21 protein-coding genes and 1 pseudogene are annotated in these 14890 nt (G+C 69.9%); 11 read left to right on the top strand and 11 right to left on the bottom strand.

What is annotated here, in order from left to right:
- Positions 1-48: 48 nt before the first annotated feature.
- From A3Q37_RS18110 to A3Q37_RS18095, 4 genes and pseudogenes are all read right to left on the bottom strand, one after another.
- Complete coding sequence (locus tag A3Q37_RS18110; RefSeq protein WP_107471552.1) at positions 49-258, bottom strand: DUF397 domain-containing protein; 210 nt, start codon at positions 256-258, stop codon at positions 49-51.
- An 80-nt stretch (positions 259-338) separates the two neighbouring features.
- Positions 339-866 (bottom strand): annotated as a pseudogene (locus A3Q37_RS18105) (GntR family transcriptional regulator); the annotation flags it as partial.
- A gap of 109 nt (positions 867-975) precedes the next feature.
- On the bottom strand, positions 976-1185 hold the full coding sequence (locus A3Q37_RS18100) for a DUF397 domain-containing protein (protein ID WP_065485690.1): 210 nt from the start codon (positions 1183-1185) through the stop codon (positions 976-978).
- Entirely contained in the window at positions 1182-2021 is an 840-nt protein-coding gene (locus A3Q37_RS18095; RefSeq protein ID WP_065485878.1) for a helix-turn-helix transcriptional regulator, read from the bottom strand. Before A3Q37_RS18095 ends, A3Q37_RS18100 begins: the two co-directional genes overlap by 4 nt.
- Before the next feature lie 93 nt (positions 2022-2114).
- Between A3Q37_RS18095 and A3Q37_RS18090 the strand changes: the two genes are divergently transcribed.
- Genes A3Q37_RS18090 through A3Q37_RS18070 form a run of 5 tightly spaced genes read left to right on the top strand, consistent with a single transcriptional unit; the run spans position 2115 to position 3768 of the window.
- Positions 2115-2375, top strand: a complete 261-nt coding sequence (locus A3Q37_RS18090; RefSeq protein WP_065485688.1) for a hypothetical protein — start codon at positions 2115-2117, stop codon at positions 2373-2375.
- Positions 2372-2578, top strand: coding sequence for a hypothetical protein (locus tag A3Q37_RS18085; RefSeq protein ID WP_065485687.1), 207 nt, complete (start codon positions 2372-2374; stop codon positions 2576-2578). Before A3Q37_RS18090 ends, A3Q37_RS18085 begins: the two co-directional genes overlap by 4 nt.
- Positions 2575-2958 (top strand): hypothetical protein, encoded by a 384-nt coding sequence (locus A3Q37_RS18080; protein ID WP_065485685.1) that lies wholly within the window; start codon positions 2575-2577, stop codon positions 2956-2958. The genes A3Q37_RS18085 and A3Q37_RS18080 overlap by 4 nt, the downstream gene beginning before the upstream one ends.
- Before the next feature lie 29 nt (positions 2959-2987).
- Positions 2988-3386: a hypothetical protein gene (locus A3Q37_RS18075; protein ID WP_065485876.1), complete on the top strand. Its 399-nt coding sequence runs from the start codon at positions 2988-2990 to the stop codon at positions 3384-3386.
- 10 nt (positions 3387-3396) lie between these two features.
- A complete protein-coding gene (locus A3Q37_RS18070; protein ID WP_065485683.1) occupies positions 3397-3768 on the top strand; it encodes a hypothetical protein in 372 nt (123 codons plus the stop codon).
- Positions 3769-3798: 30 nt separating this feature from the next.
- Here A3Q37_RS18070 and A3Q37_RS18065 read toward each other — a convergent pair whose 3' ends face one another.
- Entirely contained in the window at positions 3799-4248 is a 450-nt protein-coding gene (locus A3Q37_RS18065; protein ID WP_255311845.1) for a hypothetical protein, read from the bottom strand.
- A 253-nt stretch (positions 4249-4501) separates the two neighbouring features.
- Here A3Q37_RS18065 and A3Q37_RS18060 point away from each other — a divergent pair, with 253 nt between their 5' ends.
- Both A3Q37_RS18060 and A3Q37_RS18055 read left to right on the top strand, forming a co-directional pair.
- On the top strand, positions 4502-5269 hold the full coding sequence (locus tag A3Q37_RS18060; RefSeq protein ID WP_065485677.1) for a hypothetical protein: 768 nt from the start codon (positions 4502-4504) through the stop codon (positions 5267-5269).
- Positions 5270-5381: 112 nt separating this feature from the next.
- A complete protein-coding gene (locus A3Q37_RS18055; RefSeq protein WP_107471551.1) occupies positions 5382-6668 on the top strand; it encodes a hypothetical protein in 1287 nt (428 codons plus the stop codon).
- Between the two features lie 61 nt (positions 6669-6729).
- Here A3Q37_RS18055 and A3Q37_RS18050 read toward each other — a convergent pair whose 3' ends face one another.
- The 3 genes from A3Q37_RS18050 to A3Q37_RS18040 all read right to left on the bottom strand — a co-directional run bounded on the left by A3Q37_RS18050 (position 6730) and on the right by A3Q37_RS18040 (position 8823).
- Positions 6730-6957, bottom strand: a complete 228-nt coding sequence (locus A3Q37_RS18050) for a DUF6243 family protein (protein ID WP_065485675.1) — start codon at positions 6955-6957, stop codon at positions 6730-6732.
- Between the two features lie 175 nt (positions 6958-7132).
- Positions 7133-7336: a hypothetical protein gene (locus tag A3Q37_RS18045; RefSeq protein ID WP_065485673.1), complete on the bottom strand. Its 204-nt coding sequence runs from the start codon at positions 7334-7336 to the stop codon at positions 7133-7135.
- A gap of 104 nt (positions 7337-7440) precedes the next feature.
- Positions 7441-8823, bottom strand: coding sequence for a glycine--tRNA ligase (locus A3Q37_RS18040; protein WP_065485671.1), 1383 nt, complete (start codon positions 8821-8823; stop codon positions 7441-7443).
- 176 nt (positions 8824-8999) lie between these two features.
- On the opposite strand from A3Q37_RS18040, the gene A3Q37_RS18035 reads away from it, so the two are divergent.
- The 4 genes from A3Q37_RS18035 to A3Q37_RS18020 all read left to right on the top strand — a co-directional run bounded on the left by A3Q37_RS18035 (position 9000) and on the right by A3Q37_RS18020 (position 12312).
- The gene (locus A3Q37_RS18035) at positions 9000-10037 is read left to right on the top strand and encodes a metal ABC transporter substrate-binding protein (protein ID WP_065485669.1); all 1038 of its coding nucleotides are present in this window, start codon (positions 9000-9002) and stop codon (positions 10035-10037) included.
- Positions 10038-10075: 38 nt separating this feature from the next.
- Positions 10076-10858 (top strand): metal ABC transporter ATP-binding protein, encoded by a 783-nt coding sequence (locus tag A3Q37_RS18030; RefSeq protein WP_065485872.1) that lies wholly within the window; start codon positions 10076-10078, stop codon positions 10856-10858.
- Complete coding sequence (locus A3Q37_RS18025; RefSeq protein ID WP_065485667.1) at positions 10858-11757, top strand: metal ABC transporter permease; 900 nt, start codon at positions 10858-10860, stop codon at positions 11755-11757. Before A3Q37_RS18030 ends, A3Q37_RS18025 begins: the two co-directional genes overlap by 1 nt.
- 120 nt (positions 11758-11877) lie before the next feature.
- Positions 11878-12312, top strand: coding sequence for a Fur family transcriptional regulator (locus A3Q37_RS18020; protein WP_006124317.1), 435 nt, complete (start codon positions 11878-11880; stop codon positions 12310-12312).
- 75 nt (positions 12313-12387) lie between these two features.
- On the opposite strand, the gene A3Q37_RS18015 is transcribed toward A3Q37_RS18020, so the two are convergent.
- From A3Q37_RS18015 to A3Q37_RS18005, 3 genes are all read right to left on the bottom strand, one after another.
- The gene (locus A3Q37_RS18015; RefSeq protein WP_065485665.1) at positions 12388-13203 is read right to left on the bottom strand and encodes an isoprenyl transferase; all 816 of its coding nucleotides are present in this window, start codon (positions 13201-13203) and stop codon (positions 12388-12390) included.
- 21 nt (positions 13204-13224) lie between these two features.
- Positions 13225-13971 (bottom strand): DNA repair protein RecO, encoded by a 747-nt coding sequence (recO, locus tag A3Q37_RS18010; RefSeq protein ID WP_065485663.1) that lies wholly within the window; start codon positions 13969-13971, stop codon positions 13225-13227.
- Between the two features lie 98 nt (positions 13972-14069).
- Positions 14070-14774, bottom strand: a complete 705-nt coding sequence (locus A3Q37_RS18005; RefSeq protein ID WP_065485657.1) for a TerB family tellurite resistance protein — start codon at positions 14772-14774, stop codon at positions 14070-14072.
- Positions 14775-14890 lie beyond the last annotated feature (116 nt).

The raw sequence follows: 14890 nt of genomic DNA, 5'->3' as shown, positions 1-14890 counted from the left end.
GATGCCCCGTCGCGCGCGGCACGGTGGGGCATCTTGCTGCTCTCTTCGTCAGACGGTGTCGAACGTCCCGCCCCGGACGCCCGTGACGAACGCCGCGAACGCGGCGACGGGGACCTCGACCACGGGCCCGCCCAAGACCTTGGAGTCACGGACCGGAACGATGCCGCGCACGGCGGCGAGGTTGGCGGCCACCTCGACGCAGTCGCCGCCATTCGAGCTGTACGAAGACTTGAACCACCGGGGAGATTCAGGCATCACGGGTGTCCCTTCGCCGCAGGAAGCAACCACCATGCACGACGGGACCGAACGGGCACCAGAGGGCCTCGCCCCGGGCGACGTTACGCGTCGAAGTCGTACTCCAGGACGTACGCGGCGGCGTCGAGCACCATCTCGTTGACCTCGACGACACGCCCCTTCTCCGCGAAGGCGGTCCGGCAGATGAGCATGACGGGCGTCCCGGCCGGAAGGCTGAGCTTCGCTGCCTCCTCGGGCAACGGCATGCGTGAGCGAACCTCTTCCCGGAAGTGGACCGGACCGTAACCCAGTTCGGCCAGCCGAGCGTAGATCCCGCCGGGCCCTGTGTCCGGCTGAGTGATCGCTGAACCCTCGACCAGAGGTGCCGGGAGGTACGACGTCGAGAGCAGTACGGGTTTGCCGTCCAACACGAACCGGCGGCTCCTGACACAGACGCTCTCCCCCTCGTCGAGGCCAAGCACGCGCGCCGCATTCTCCGAAGCGGTCCCCTCCTCGACTCGGACCTGGTCAACCACCAAGTTTCTGCCTGCGAGTTCCGCGTCCCAGACCGAATGACCGCTCCCCCACTGCTCGTGTGCCAGACGCTGAATCCCTCGACGCACGAGCAGTTGGCGTTCGGACTCGTGCCCGCTGGTGGACATCAAAGCGTGCCCCTTCCCTCCGAACAGCAGAATGCCCCACCATGCGCGGGCACGGCGGGGCGTCCTGCTGCTCTCTTCGTCAGACGGTGTCGAACGTCCCGCCCCGGACGCCCGCGACGAACGCCGCGAACGCGGTGACGGGGACGGCGACCACTGGGCCGTCGACGACCTTGGAGTCACGGACCGGGACGATGCCGCACACGGCGGCGAGGTTGGCGGCGACCTCGATGCATGCACCGCCGTTCGAGCTGTACGAAGACTTGAACCAACGAGGGGATTCGGTCGTCACGGGGTGCCCTTTCGCAACTGGCTGATCTTGGCCACAGAGGCCGCCTTCGACAGCGCCTCGCTCTGGAACTGATGGTAGGCCGTGAGCATCGGCACCACGAAAGAAGTTTCGCGCTCGACGTGGCCCTGCGCTTGCGATTCTGCGTACGCGACGATCGACCGGTCCGCAAGGGTGAGCAAATAGACCGGCAAGTTGAACGCTCTGCGCGCCCCCAGGCTGAACGGCGCCACCTGGATGATCCAGTTGGGCAGCGCAGCCATCTCCTCCAACCGTTGCAGTTGGGCGGCCATGACCTTCGGGCCGCCGACTGCCTGGTAGAGGCAACTTTCGTCCATGATGGCGAAAACCATAGGCGGGCGTGATCGCACCAGCGCCGCCTGACGCTGCTCCAGGACCGAGACTCGGTCGTTGGCCTGCTCGACCGTGATGGCCCCGCGCTCTACGTCTCCGTAGGCGACAGCCCGTGCGTACTCCGGTGTCTGCAACAGGCCGGGGATAAGACCGACCTCAAACAGCCGGATCTCCACCGCCCGGCCCTCGTACCCCACGTACTCCGGGAAGCCCTCCAGCAGGTTCCCGTGCTTCATCTCCTGCCACTGGCGCTCGAACGACTCGCTCGAACCGATGAGATCAAATAACCGGTCCGCTTTCCTCGCGAAAGGCAGAGTCGCCGGTTTGCGGCCAGTTTCGATCGCCGAGATGTGCCTGCCCGAGCAGCCGACCATGTCAGCCACGTGATCCTGGATCCAACCGCGCTCCTCCCGCATGCTGCGCAGACGCGCACCGAAGGCCGCCTGCGGGCTCGCCTCGGGGTTCAACTGCTTGATGTTTACCAACGTGCCCTCCCAGATCCCCACGTTGAAGACGCCACGACCCTAGGTCACGCTGAATCGCCCCGGTAGCCAAACGGCTACGGAGAGGAGCGATCGATGTACGGCGAGAACTTATGCCCGAATAACCAGGAACCCCCTGACCTCCCCGCCCCCGGAACCCTCATGGTCGACACCAGCCGCGCCGACCGCGTGGGCGAGTTCCGAGGGGTCGCCGGCCCCTACTGGTCGCTCCGGCCCGTCGGGGGCGGTGCGGAGTGGGAGGTCGAGCCGCGCCATGTACGTCCCGCGCTCCTGATAGAGCAGCTTCGCGCCCGTACAGCGCGGCTCAATGCCCGTAGCCGGGGTGAGGTCCTGTGAATCCGCAGCAGCCCTCACACCCCCTCGCCGAACTCGTGCGCATCGAGTCCGATCCCGCCTACCGGGCCCTGTTCTGCGCCGAGTTGGACGCGGCCATCCTGGATCGCTTCGCCAACCGCGCCGCCGTCGTGGCCGAGGTCCAGGCGGCGGCCGACCGGCTGCGATCGCTCGTTCTGCACGACGGACCCGGGCCGTCCGCATGAGGCGCGTGACGGAGTACGCCGCCGAGGTCACCGTCTCCGACGGGCAGCGGGTCGCCTCGCTCGGTGGGGTCGTCGTACGGAACCGGCGGCTCGTCCTCCTCTGGCTCCGGCGGCAGGCGCTCCGCCTGGCCAACAGCCATGGGCTGCCCCTCGCGCCCGAGCCCGTACGGATGTCGGCCGGCGACGACGTACGGCCGGTTCACTTCCACGGCTCGGGCGCGCCCGAAGAGTTGCGCCGCTGGGCCACCCACGGGCCGCACCAGGATCACGCGATACGGGCCCTGGAGGCCGGGTTCCCCGCGTTGTTCACCGTTCTCGATCCCGCCGTCGGGCTGAGCCTGACGCTCGCCGGGTGGCGTGGCCGCCCCGCCGACCGGTAGTCCCCCGACACGAACCGGAGGTGAACGTCGTGCTCCAGTGCACCGCCGTCACCCTTCTCCCTCCCGATGCCGTGCTGCGGCTCACCTCCCCCGGGGCGGACAGCTCCGAAGACCTCGAGCCGTACGTCCTGTGCGAACTCGGCGAGCACGACCACCAGCGCACCGAGCACGCCGCCTACCTCCGGCCGGGCCGGACGCCCGACTCACCGGCCCTGTGGTTCTTCTGGAACGGCAGCGGGCCCGAGCGCACCCACCGGGCCGAGTCCTCGCCCTGGTGCCCCGCCGTCCTCCGCCGGCTCGACTCCGGACTCGTACGGCGGTGCGCGCTCTTCGACCACCACACCGCAGCCCACTCCTGGGACGTGACCGACCCGCTCGGCGACCTGATCGCGGAGCAGCTCGTCTCCGGCGACTCTCCCGAAGGGTGACCCCGTAACCATGAACCAGTGCACCGCCGTCGTATTACTGCCGCCCCCGGAGCACGTCCTCGCCCTGTCCGTCCCCGGCGACCACCGCCCGGAGGCCGGGCACGTCCTCTGCGAACTCGGCGAGGACCACGACGGCGATCACTCCGCGATGCTGTGGGACGAAGGCGGACGCCCCGGAAGCGCCGTCTGGGTCCGGTGGGACGCGGAGCGCGCCCGGCTCCTGCCGCTCCCCTGGTGTCCCGACCGCGACCCCCGGAACGCCGACGACGCGTGCGGGCTGTTCGCCGGGCACCCCTCCGGACACAGCTGGGAAGTCACCGACCCCACCGACCAAGCCATCACGCGGGACCTGGCCCGGCTCCACCCGCACCTGTTCCGCTAGGGCGTGTCCGGCGGCCGGAAGCAAGCCGGGTCACAAGGGGTCAAGGCCCTCGTAGGGGTGCTGGGCGTCCCACCGTCGCTGTTCCAGCGTTCTCTCCACCGCTTGGCGCAGCGGGCTCTGCTCCTTCGCGCGTTCCGCCGCCGCCCGGGCCTCCAAGTCCCGCCGGGCGCGGTGCCCCGCCGCTTGCCGCCATCTGGTCACCGGCCACCACAGCAAATCGGTGGGGTGCGCGGTTCCGCCCGGCTTGACTCCCAGGTTCACCCACGCTTCCCGCGGGTACCCCTTGACCTGCCTCGACTCCTTCAGCTCCAGCAGCCGGCCGAGCACCGCCTCCCCCGTCACGCACGCCCCGGGGTCGTCGAACTCCGTCAGTCGCGGCCGCGCGCGTACCCGTACCGCTTCGACGGCGTCGGCGATCTCCTCCGGGGACGCCGGGCGCGCCAACGACTCGACCACGGCCAGGACTTCCTCCCTGCTCACGTCCACCGCGCCACCCCCGCTTCCACGGTCGCACCCGGTTCTGAAGGAATCGTGTACGGAACCTTCCCCGTGGGTGACGAAAACCCTTTGGTGGGCCACCGCGATCCTTGCTACGTTTTCGCGAGCCGTGCTGAAGACCGAGGAGGTGATACCCGTGAACGCAATGTCGACATGGGTGCTCCCCTTCGGGGTCACGGTCGGGCGATAGGTCGTCCGGGAGCGCCGTTCACGCGCACTCCCGAAAGGCACGACCGTGCATTTCTCTTCCGAAAAGCGACTCGACGACAACGTGGTCGAGCGTGCGTTCACCCTCGGCGAGATCCCCGGCATCCTGTGGACGCCCGCCGCCTCCCCCGATCCCGTACCCGCGCCGCTGATCCTGATCGGCCACCCCCCGCTGGGGCTCGGCCGGATGTATCCCCGGCTGGCGGGGCGGGCCCGGCACTACGTGGCGGAGTACGGGTTCGCCGCCGCCACCATCGAGCTTCCCGGCTGTGGTGAACGGCCCCGCTGGGCCGCCGCCGAACAGGCCCGGGCCGATCTGCGGCGGGCGATGGAGAGCGGTGGACCCGTCGGCGGCGAGATCGTCGACGCGCTCATCCTTCCGCTCGTCGACCGGGCGGTGCCGGAATGGCAGGCCGTCCTGGACGAACTCCTGGCGCTGCCCGGGATCGGCGGGCCGGTCGGATACGAGGGAGGCGTCATCTCCATCGGCGTCCGCCTGGCCGTGGTCGAACCGCGCATCGTCGCCGCCGGGTTCTTCGCCGGGAGCCTCGTGCCCGCCGCCATGTTCGAGGAGGCCCGCCGGGTCACCATCCCGCTGCATGTCCTGCTCCAGTGGGACGACGAGGGCAACGACCGGCAGGCGGCCCTGGATCTGTTCGACGCCTTCGGGTCCCGGGAGAAGACCCTGCACGCCAACCTCGGCGGGCACACCGGTGTTCCGGAGTTCGAACTCGACACGGGGGCCCGGTTCTTCGCCCGGCACCTGAAAGCGGAGCGAACGGCATCCGGGGCCTGACCCGGAAGTGATGTCATCTCCATCATGACAGGTCAGAGGGTGTTTTCGTAGGAGTAACGGCACAGCTGAACTTCCTTGTCCGGCCCTCTTCGAGACGCCCAGAATCTCCGTCATGAATCAGTGGGGGAACGTCGATCAGGACGACATCGTGCGGGCGAGAAATACGCTGCTGGCGTCGGGGCGCCGCACACCGTACGAGGAAGTCGACGCCTATCGGGTGCTCGCTCAGGTGAGCCCCGCCGCGTACCTGCCGCTCCTGGCCGGGGCGCTGCAACACCTCAGCTACGACACCGGCTCCGGCGAGTGGCGGCCGTCCTCGCTGGAGCTGTGCGAGGAGGCGGTCGCGGTGGCACGGCGCGTCGACCCGGCCGACCCCGGCCGGGTCGACGTCCTGTACAGGGCCCTCGACTCGTACCAGCACGAGCTGTACCGCGTGGGACGGCGTGCCGAAGGCCTCGCCCTGCGCGGTGAGATGCTCGCCATCAGCCGCGCTCAGGCCGAACGGTCCGGGAATCCCCTGGTCAAAGGGCTGGAGCAGTGGGCTGCCGGGCTCTCCGAGGAGGGGCGGTACGCCGAAGCCGCCGATGCCATGGATGAGGAGGTCGCGGCACTCCTGCCCGAGGGGTACCGAGATGGCGCTCTCGCCTGGTCACTCATGCAGTGGATCGCCGCTCTCCACGATGCCGGCCGATCCGCCGACGCCTGCGCCGCGTTCGAGCGGCTCGTGGCCCTGGAGGCGGCCGAAGCCGCGGGGGACCACGGTTGGGTGGCCTGCCATCTCCACGCGCTCATCGGGTACGCCCGGATGCTCGACCTCCACGGCCGGGGCGAACAGGCGGCCGCCGTGCGGCAGGACACCCTCGCCCGGTTGACCGAACTGGCCGCTTCGGGTGAGCGGATCTCCTGGGGTGGCTTCGAGGCGTCGTTCTGGGCGGTGCTGCTGACCGTCTTCGGCGGGGAGAGCGTGTGGCCCGTGTCCGACGGCGGGCCCCGTACGCCCTCGGGCACGGGGCCGACGTACTGGTCGCCCGATGCCCGACAGCGGTACTTCGACAGCCGTGATGCCCTGCGAGCGGAGGTGGACGACCGTGCCCGGCAAGCGGCCGGGGATCCGGCGGGGCACCTGGCCGAGCTGGTCCGGATCCATCGCGTCCTCACCGTCCGTTCCGCCGTCCACTGGGTGCACCGCACCCACCTGTTCGCGGAGCGGGTGCGACCGCTGTTCGACGAAGGGGTGGACCTGGGTCGGCGGCTGTCCCGGCACGAACCGGTGGAGGGGACGCGCGCCCTGGCCGGGGCGCTGATCGAACGCTCGGCCTTCGGCATCGCCGTCCGCGAGTTGGGCCCCGCCCTCGACGACTTCCGCGAAGCCCTGAGCCACCTGGGCGAGGCCATATGAGCGTGGGCCCGGATCAGTCCATGATCCGGGCCCACACCCTCGTACGGGTACTGCTCAGGCGTCAGCTCTGCTCCGCGGACGGCGACGCGTCCTGGTCGGTGCTCGGCTCCGCGGTCGTGGCCGTCCGGGCCTCGGCCCGCTCGCGCATCTTGCGGACCAGCTCCTGCTTCTTGTCCTCGGCCGCCTTGCGGTCGGCGACGCGTGCGGAGCCCGCGCCCTGCTGGTCGGCGCGGGACAGCTTCTTGCGCTGTCCGCCCACGCCGAGAAGGTTGTTGCGGCCCTTGGCCATGGTGTTCTCCCCTACGGAAGGTGAAGTGAGTCAGGTGAAGGTGATCGGGGGCCGTCGCGCCGGTCCCCGGGCTGCGGCGGGGTGTACGCACCCGCCGCGCTCTCACTCGTAGATCTGGAAGAACGAAGACATGCCGGAACCGTACCGCGCTCCCGGCGAGCGCCGCACCAGGTTTTCAGGCCGTCGGGTCGACCGTCGCCTGGTGGGCCTCCGCCAGGTGTTCCTCGGCCTTCAGCCAGGGCAGGAACTGCGCCGAGCGCCGCCAGGCGCACGTGGTGCAGGTCAGCTGGCGCGTCATGCCCGACTTCCTTACCTGCACGACGTGTTCACGGCCGTGCTGGTCCCATCTGCTGACCTTGCTGGTGGTGATCGACGGCATCGCATACCTCCCGGAACGGTGGCGGGGGCTCCGGTGGACTGTACGACGAAGCCCCCGGTTCCGTACCCGGAACCGGGGGCCTCACGCACTCAGACGGGTGTGTGTCAGCAGCCGAGCAGACGCGCGCCCAGGTACGCCTGGATCTGGTCCAGCGAGACGCGCTCCTGCTTCATCGTGTCGCGCTCGCGCACGGTCACCGCGTTGTCGTCGAGGGTGTCGAAGTCGACGGTGACGCAGAACGGAGTGCCGATCTCGTCCTGGCGGCGGTAGCGGCGGCCGATGGCGCCGGCGTCGTCGAACTCGATGTTCCAGTTCTTGCGCAGGTCCGCCGCCAGGCCCTTGGCCTTCGGCGAGAGCTGCGCGTTGCGGGACAGCGGCAGGACGGCGACCTTGACCGGGGCCAGGCGGTGGTCGAGACGCATCACGGTGCGCTTCTCCATGACGCCCTTGGCGTTGGGGGCCTCGTCCTCGACGTAGGCGTCGAGGAGGAACGCCAGCATCGCGCGGCCGACACCGGCCGCGGGCTCGATGACGTACGGCGTCCAGCGCTCCTGGGCCTCCTGGTCGTGGTAGCGCAGGTCGGTGCCGGAGGCCTCGGAGTGCGCCTTGAGGTCGTAGTCGGTGCGGTTGGCCACACCCTCCAGCTCGCCCCACTCGCTGCCGCCGAAGCGGAAGCGGTACTCGATGTCGGCGGTGCGCTTGGAGTAGTGGGAGAGCTTCTCCTTCGGGTGCTCGTACCAGCGCATGTTCTCCTCGCGCAGGCCGAGGTCCGTGTACCAGTTCCAGCGCTGGTCCATCCAGTACTGCTGCCACTCCTCGTCCTCGCCCGGCTTGACGAAGAACTCCATCTCCATCTGCTCGAACTCACGGGTCCGGAAGATGAAGTTGCCCGGAGTGATCTCGTTCCGGAAGGACTTGCCCATCTGCGCGATGCCGAACGGCGGCTTCTTGCGCGAGGTCTGGAGCACCTGGCCGAAGTTGGTGAAGATGCCCTGGGCGGTCTCGGGGCGCAGGTAGGCGACCGAGCCGGAGTCCTGGGTCGGGCCGAGGTGGGTGGAGAGCAGACCCGAGAACTGCTTGGGCTCGGTGAAGGTGCCCTTGTTGCCGCAGTTGGGGCAGTTGAGGTCGGCGAGGCCGTTGACCGGCGGCTTGCCGTGCTTCTCCTCGTACGCCTCTTCCAGGTGGTCGGCGCGGAAGCGCTTGTGACAGGAGGTGCACTCGGTCAGCGGGTCCGAGAAGGTGGCGACGTGGCCCGAGGCGACCCAGACGTCCGGCGCCAGGATGACCGACGAGTCGAGCCCGACCACGTCCTCGCGCGCGGTGACCATGTAGCGCCACCACTGACGCTTCAGGTTCTCCTTCATCTCGACGCCCAGCGGCCCGTAGTCCCAGGCGGCGCGCTGGCCACCGTAGATCTCACTACAGGGGTAGACGAAGCCACGGCGCTTGCTCAGGCTGACGATGGTGTCGATCTTGTCGGCGGCCACGGTGCTCTCTTCATACGACGATGACGAACGGCGAATGACTCAGGTTACCGGCGCGTGCACCCCCCGGATCAAATCGATAGGGCCCCAATGGGACCCCGGGATGTCGGCTCGTGATCTTCCGGGCATCTCATCAGCCTTGTTGACAATCGTTTCCACTTTTGTTGAAAATGACTGTCATGAACGTACGTCGCCTCATACCCACCACCGCCGTCGCCGGAGCAGTCGTCCTCGGTCTGACCGCTCTCTCCGCCTGCTCCACCTCCGACGCGGCGGACGGAGGAAACGGCGACAAGCTCAAGGTGACCGCGTCGTTCTACCCGATGCAGTTCCTGGCCGAGAAGATCGGCGGCGAGCACGTCGCCGTCACCAGCCTCACCAAGCCGGGCGTCGAGCCGCACGACCTGGAGCTCACCCCGCGCCAGATCGGCTCCATCAGCGAGTCGGACTACGTCCTGTACCTCAAGGGCATCCAGCCCGCCGTGGACGACGCGATCAAGCAGTCCGGTGTGAAGAACACCGTCGACGCCGCGACCCTCACCACGCTGGAGAACCACGGTTCCGAGGTCAGCGGTCATGATCACGACCACGAGGGCGAGGAAGAGCACGCGGACGAGCACGGCCACGAGGACGAGCACGGCCACGAGGAAGAAGCCCACGAAGAGGGCGACGGCCACAACCACGGCGAGGAAGGCGGCGCCGACCCGCACATCTGGCTGGACCCCGTGAAGTACGCCGAGGTCGCCAAGGGTGTCGGCAAGTCGCTGGAGAAGGCCGACCCCGACCACGCCGCCGACTACAAGAAGAACACCGACGCCCTCGTCGCCGAGCTGGGCGAGCTGAACACGGCGTACGAGACCGGGCTGAAGAACACCGCCACCAAGACCTTCATCACCACCCACTCCGCCTTCGGCTACCTCGCCGAGCGCTACGGGCTCACCCAGCAGGGCATCGCGGGCATCGACCCCGAGGCCGAGCCGAGCCCCGCGCGGATCCAGGAGATCCACACCATCGCGGAGAAGGAGAAGGTCACGACGGTCTTCTTCGAGACGCTCGCCAGCGACAAGACGGCGAAGACCCTCGCGAAGGACACCGGGCTGAAGACCGGCGTCCTGGACCCGCTGGAGGGAATCACGGAGAAGTCTCAGGGCGCTGACTACATCGAGGTCATGAAGTCCAACCTCGCCGCGCTGAAGAAGGCCCTCGGCGCGAAGTGACCCGCACCACCCGTACAGCCATCGGATCGGAGGCGCTCATGCCGGAGCGTGAGAGCACCACCCGCGAGGCCGTGGTCAGCCTGCGCGGCGCCACCGCCACCCTCGGCTCGCGCCCCGTGCTGCGCGGGGTCGACCTGACCGTGCGCCGCGGCGAGGTCGTCGCCCTGCTCGGCGCCAACGGTTCCGGCAAGTCCACCGCCGTACGGTCGGTCATCGGGCAGGTCCCGCTGACCGGCGGCAGCGTCGAGCTGTTCGGCACCGAGCTGCGCCGCTTCCGCCGGTGGGGCCGGATCGGGTACGTCCCGCAGCGCACCACGGCCGCGGGCGGGGTGCCCGCCACGATCCGCGAGGTCGTCGCCTCCGGCCGGCTGTCCCGTACCGGGCTGCGCTGGCCCGGGAAGGCGGACCGGGCGGCCGTGGAGCGCGCCATCGACCTGGTGGGCCTGGCCGACCGGGCGAAGGACTCCGTGAGCGCGCTGTCGGGCGGCCAGCACCAGCGCGTGCTGATCGCCCGCGCCCTGGCCTCCGAACCGGAGCTGCTGATCATGGACGAGCCGATGGCGGGGGTGGACCTGGCCAGCCAGGAGATCCTGGCCTCGACCCTGCGCGAGCAGGTGGCGCTCGGCGCCTCCGTGCTGCTGGTGCTGCACGAGCTGGGCCCGCTGGAGCCGCTGATCGACCGGGCCGTCGTCCTGCGCGACGGCTGCGTGACGCACGACGGGCCGCCGCCCGAGGCGCTCGGCCAGCACGCGCTGCCCGGCCACGACCACGTACACCCCCACGCGGCCGCCGAGCCCGTCCGGACGGGACTGCTGACCTGATGCTCTTCGAATTCCTCAACCCTCCCTTCATGCAGCGGGCACTCATCGCGGCCGTGCTGGTCGGGATCACCGCGCCCGCCATCGGCATCTATCTGGTGCAGCGGCGCCAGGCCCTGATGGGCGACGGCATCGGGCACATCGCGATGACCGGCGTCGGCCTCGGCTTCCTGCTCTCCACCAGCCCCGTGTGGATGGCGACCGCCGTCGCGGTGGCCGGTGCGGTCACCATGGAGCTGATCCGCTGGTACGGACACACGCGCGGCGACCTCGCCCTGGCGATGCTGTTCTACGGGGGCATGGCGGGCGGCGTCATGCTGATCAACCTGTCCGACTCCGGCTCCAACGCCAATCTGACCTCGTACCTCTTCGGCTCGCTCGCCACCGTCTCCGAGTCGGACGTCGTCGCGATCTGCGTCCTGGCGGCCTTCGTGGTGCTGGTCACGGTGGGGCTGCGGCGGCAGCTGTTCGCGGTCAGCCAGGACGAGGAGTTCGCCCGGGTCTCCGGGCTGCCCGTGCGGGTGCTGAACCTGCTGGTCGCGGTCACGGCCGCGGTGACCGTGACCGTCGCGATGCGGGTCGTCGGGCTGCTGCTGGTCAGCGCGCTGATGGTGGTGCCGGTGGCGGCCGCCCAGCAGATCACCAAGTCCTTCAAGGTCACGTTCGTGCTCTCCGTGGTGATCGGCACGGCCGTCACCCTCACCGGCACGGTGACCTCGTACTACCAGGACGTCCCGCCCGGCGCGACGATCGTGCTGCTGGCCATCGCGGTGTTCGTCGCGCTGACCGCGCTCGCCGCTCCGCTCGCGAGGCGGCGGGCCCGGGCGAGCGAAGCGAAGGGTGCCGAGTGCACCCTGGAAGTACCGCCCGCCCGGCGGGGCGCGGACGACGTGCGCGTGTGACCGTCCGTCCGCGCGCATGACCGTCCGTACGTGACCGGACGACGTGCGCGTTTGAATGCGGCGCCCGGCCGGGCTGGCACAATGGCCCGACACATGTACGGGCGACACGAGGAGGCACCTGTGGCCACGGCGCCGATCAGTGGCACGAACGCAGCGCCGGTACGCGGCCGGTCCACCCGGCAGCGGGCGGCGGTGGCGGCGGCGCTCGACGAGGTCGACGAGTTCCGCAGCGCCCAGGAGCTGCACGACGTCCTGAAACACCGCGGCGACTCCGTGGGCCTCACGACGGTCTACCGGACGCTTCAGTCCCTCGCCGACGCCGGTGAGGTCGATGTCCTGCGCACCACCGAGGGCGAGGCCGTCTACCGACGGTGCTCGACCGGCGACCATCACCACCACCTGGTCTGCCGGCTCTGCGGCAAGGCCGTGGAGGTCGAGGGCCCGGCCGTCGAGCAGTGGGCCGAGATGATCGCCGCGCAGCACGGCTATGTGAACGTCGCGCACACCGTCGAGATCTTCGGCACGTGCGCGGAGTGCGCCGAGAAGAAGGCGTAACGGACGTACGACGAAGGGGCGGGCCCGGTGCACCACGCACCGGGCCCGCCCCTTCTTCCGCTCACTTTCTTCCGCTCACTTGGCGGCTTCCGCCTCCTGCGCCCCGCCGAAGCGGCGGTCGCGCTGGGCGTACTCCAGGCAGGCCCGCCACAGGTCCCGGCGGTCGAAATCCGGCCAAAGAACGTCCTGGAAAACCATCTCGGCGTAGGCGCTCTGCCAGATCAGATAGTTCGAGGTGCGCTGCTCGCCGCTGGGGCGCACGAAGAGGTCCACGTCCGGCATGTCCGGGTAGTAGATGTACTTCTGGAACGTCTTCTCGTTGACCTTCGACGGGTCCAGCTTCCCGGCCGCCACGTCCTGGGCGATGCGCTGCGCGGCGTCCGCGATCTCGGCGCGGCCGCCGTAGTTCACGCAGAAGTACAGCGTCATCGCGTCGTTGTCCTTGGTCTGCTCCTGGGCGACCTGGAGCTCCTGGACGACGGACTTCCACAGCTTGGGCATACGGCCCACCCAGCGGATACGGATGCCGAGCTCGTCCATCTCGTCGCGGCGGCGGCGGATCACGTCCCGGTTGAAGTTCATCAGGAACTTCACCTCCTCCGGGGACCGCTTCCAGTTCTCCGTGGAGAAGGCGTACAGCGAGAGGTTCTTCACGCCCATCTCGATACAGCCCTTGAGCACGTCCATGACGACGCCCTCGCCGACCTTGTGGCCCTCGGTGCGGGGCAGCCCCCGCTCCTTGGCCCAGCGGCCGTTGCCGTCCATCACGACGGCGACGTGCTGGGGCACCAGCTCGCCGGGGATCTTCGGCGGCGTCGCGCCCGTGGGGTGCGGCTCGGGGGTCTTGTACGTGCGCCGGTTACGGCCGCCGAGGATCCCGCGTACTGCCATGAGCTTCTCAGTCTCCCTGTGTCACTTCTCTACGTACCGCAGCGAGCGCAGGCCGCGCTCCAGATGCCAGTGCAGATAGGCGGACACCAGCCCGCTCCCCTCCCTGACATGACGCGCCTCGCACGCGTCCGCCGTCGCCCAGTCGCCGCTGAGCAGCGCGCTCAGCAGTTCGATGGCCTGTGCCGAGGGTACGACGCTGCCGGGGACCCGGCAGTCACCGCATATGACGCCCCCCGCCGCGACGGAGAAGAACCGGTTCGGACCGGGCATCCCGCACTTGGCGCAGTCCTCGAAGCTGGGCGCGTACCCGTTGACCGCGAGCGAGCGCAGCAGGAACGCGTCCAGGATCAGATGGGGAGCGTGCTCGCCCCGGGCGAGGGTGCGCAGGCCGCCGACGAGCAGCAGATACTGCTGGACGGCCGGTTCGCCCTCGTGGTCGGTGAACCGCTCGGCGGTCTCCAGCATCGCGGTGCCGGCCGTGTAGCGGGCGTAGTCGGCGACGATCCCGCCGCCGTACGGGGCGATCGTCTCGCTCTGGGTGCAGAGCGGCAGCCCGCGGCCGACCAGCTCGCTGCCGCGCGCGAAGAACTGCACGTCGACGTGGGAGAAGGGCTCCAGGCGGGCGCCGAACTTGGACTTCGTACGGCGCACCCCGCGGGCGACGGCGCGGACCCGGCCGTGGCCGCGGGTCAGGATCGTGATGATCCGGTCGGCCTCGCCCAGTTTCTGCGTACGCAGCACGATGCCGTCGTCCCGGAACAAGCTCATGGGCCCATTGTCGCCCACGGGGGACGGCCTGCGGGGGCCCTGGGGCTCATTGCCGGTCCAGGCGGGCGTACGGAGGCCGGCCTGCGGCCTACGAACGCCTACGACGGCGTACGGGCCGCCTCGGCCAGCACCCGGGCGGTCTCCTCGGCGGGGATGCCGAGGGCGGTGCCGACCGTCGTCAGGACCTGGCGCTCGGCGGCGCAGTAGGGCCCGTCGGCCAACGCGATCCGGGCGCCCTGGAGGAGGACGGACGCGCGGCCGGCGGCGGCCAGGTGCGGGGCGAGCGGGGCCAGCACCTCGTGCAGCTCGATGGCGAGGGTCGGGCCGCACGCCTCGGCGGCCGGGTCGGTGCCGGAGCCCCGGCCGGTGTCGGCGGCGAGCACCGCGACGACGGTGAACAGCTGCTCCTGGGTGCAGTCGTCGAGCCCGGCGTCGCGCACGGTGGCGACGGCGGCCTCCAGGACCGTACGGGAGGTGGTGCCCCCGGCGGCGAGGACGGCCAGGGTGACGGTGTGGACGGCCTCGCGGAGCATCGCGGAGAACCGGGTCGTGGTGGGGTGGTCCAGCGCCTCGGGGGCGTAGTGGGCCAGGCAGGCCGCGCACTCGACGACGGGCTCGGCCTCGCCCCGGCGGACCAGCGGGACGCCGAGGACGGTGAGGCGGCGGCGGCCGGTGAGCCGGCGGTAGTTGCGGTCTCCCCCGCAGCCGGGGCAGAAGAAGGCGCCGTCGCCGACGGCGTCCCAGACGGTGCGAACGCCGCAGAGGACCGGCCTCAGAGCGCGTTGTCCTTTGGCTGACCGCACGTCGCACACCTCCGTAACGCTCCGGCAACATTGCCGTGTGTTGGACGTGATGTTAGCCACATCTGCGAGGGGACGTCAGCCTCTTGGACGTCACAACCCTCGGATATGGCCGAACC

The organism is Streptomyces sp. PTY087I2 (genome assembly GCF_001687325.1).
Lineage (GTDB): Bacteria > Actinomycetota > Actinomycetes > Streptomycetales > Streptomycetaceae > Streptomyces.
The sequence above is the reverse complement of the archived record's forward strand: the minus strand, read 5'-3'. Positions and strand labels throughout refer to the sequence as shown.

Bases quoted from the DNA above. Each gene is read 5' to 3' on its own strand.
- A3Q37_RS18015 (WP_065485665.1), bottom strand. From the start codon at position 13,203: ATGGCAGTACGCGGGATCCTCGGCGGCCGTAACCGGCGCACGTACAAG.
- A3Q37_RS18055 (WP_107471551.1), top strand. From the start codon at position 5,382: ATGAATCAGTGGGGGAACGTCGATCAGGACGACATCGTGCGGGCGAGA.
- A3Q37_RS18050 (WP_065485675.1), bottom strand. From the start codon at position 6,957: ATGGCCAAGGGCCGCAACAACCTTCTCGGCGTGGGCGGACAGCGCAAG.
- A3Q37_RS18035 (WP_065485669.1), top strand. From the start codon at position 9,000: ATGAACGTACGTCGCCTCATACCCACCACCGCCGTCGCCGGAGCAGTC.
- A3Q37_RS18080 (WP_065485685.1), top strand. From the start codon at position 2,575: ATGAGGCGCGTGACGGAGTACGCCGCCGAGGTCACCGTCTCCGACGGG.
- A3Q37_RS18030 (WP_065485872.1), top strand. From the start codon at position 10,076: ATGCCGGAGCGTGAGAGCACCACCCGCGAGGCCGTGGTCAGCCTGCGC.
- A3Q37_RS18045 (WP_065485673.1), bottom strand. From the start codon at position 7,336: ATGCCGTCGATCACCACCAGCAAGGTCAGCAGATGGGACCAGCACGGC.
- A3Q37_RS18025 (WP_065485667.1), top strand. From the start codon at position 10,858: ATGCTCTTCGAATTCCTCAACCCTCCCTTCATGCAGCGGGCACTCATC.
- recO (WP_065485663.1), bottom strand. From the start codon at position 13,971: ATGAGCTTGTTCCGGGACGACGGCATCGTGCTGCGTACGCAGAAACTG.
- A3Q37_RS18070 (WP_065485683.1), top strand. From the start codon at position 3,397: ATGAACCAGTGCACCGCCGTCGTATTACTGCCGCCCCCGGAGCACGTC.
- A3Q37_RS18090 (WP_065485688.1), top strand. From the start codon at position 2,115: ATGTACGGCGAGAACTTATGCCCGAATAACCAGGAACCCCCTGACCTC.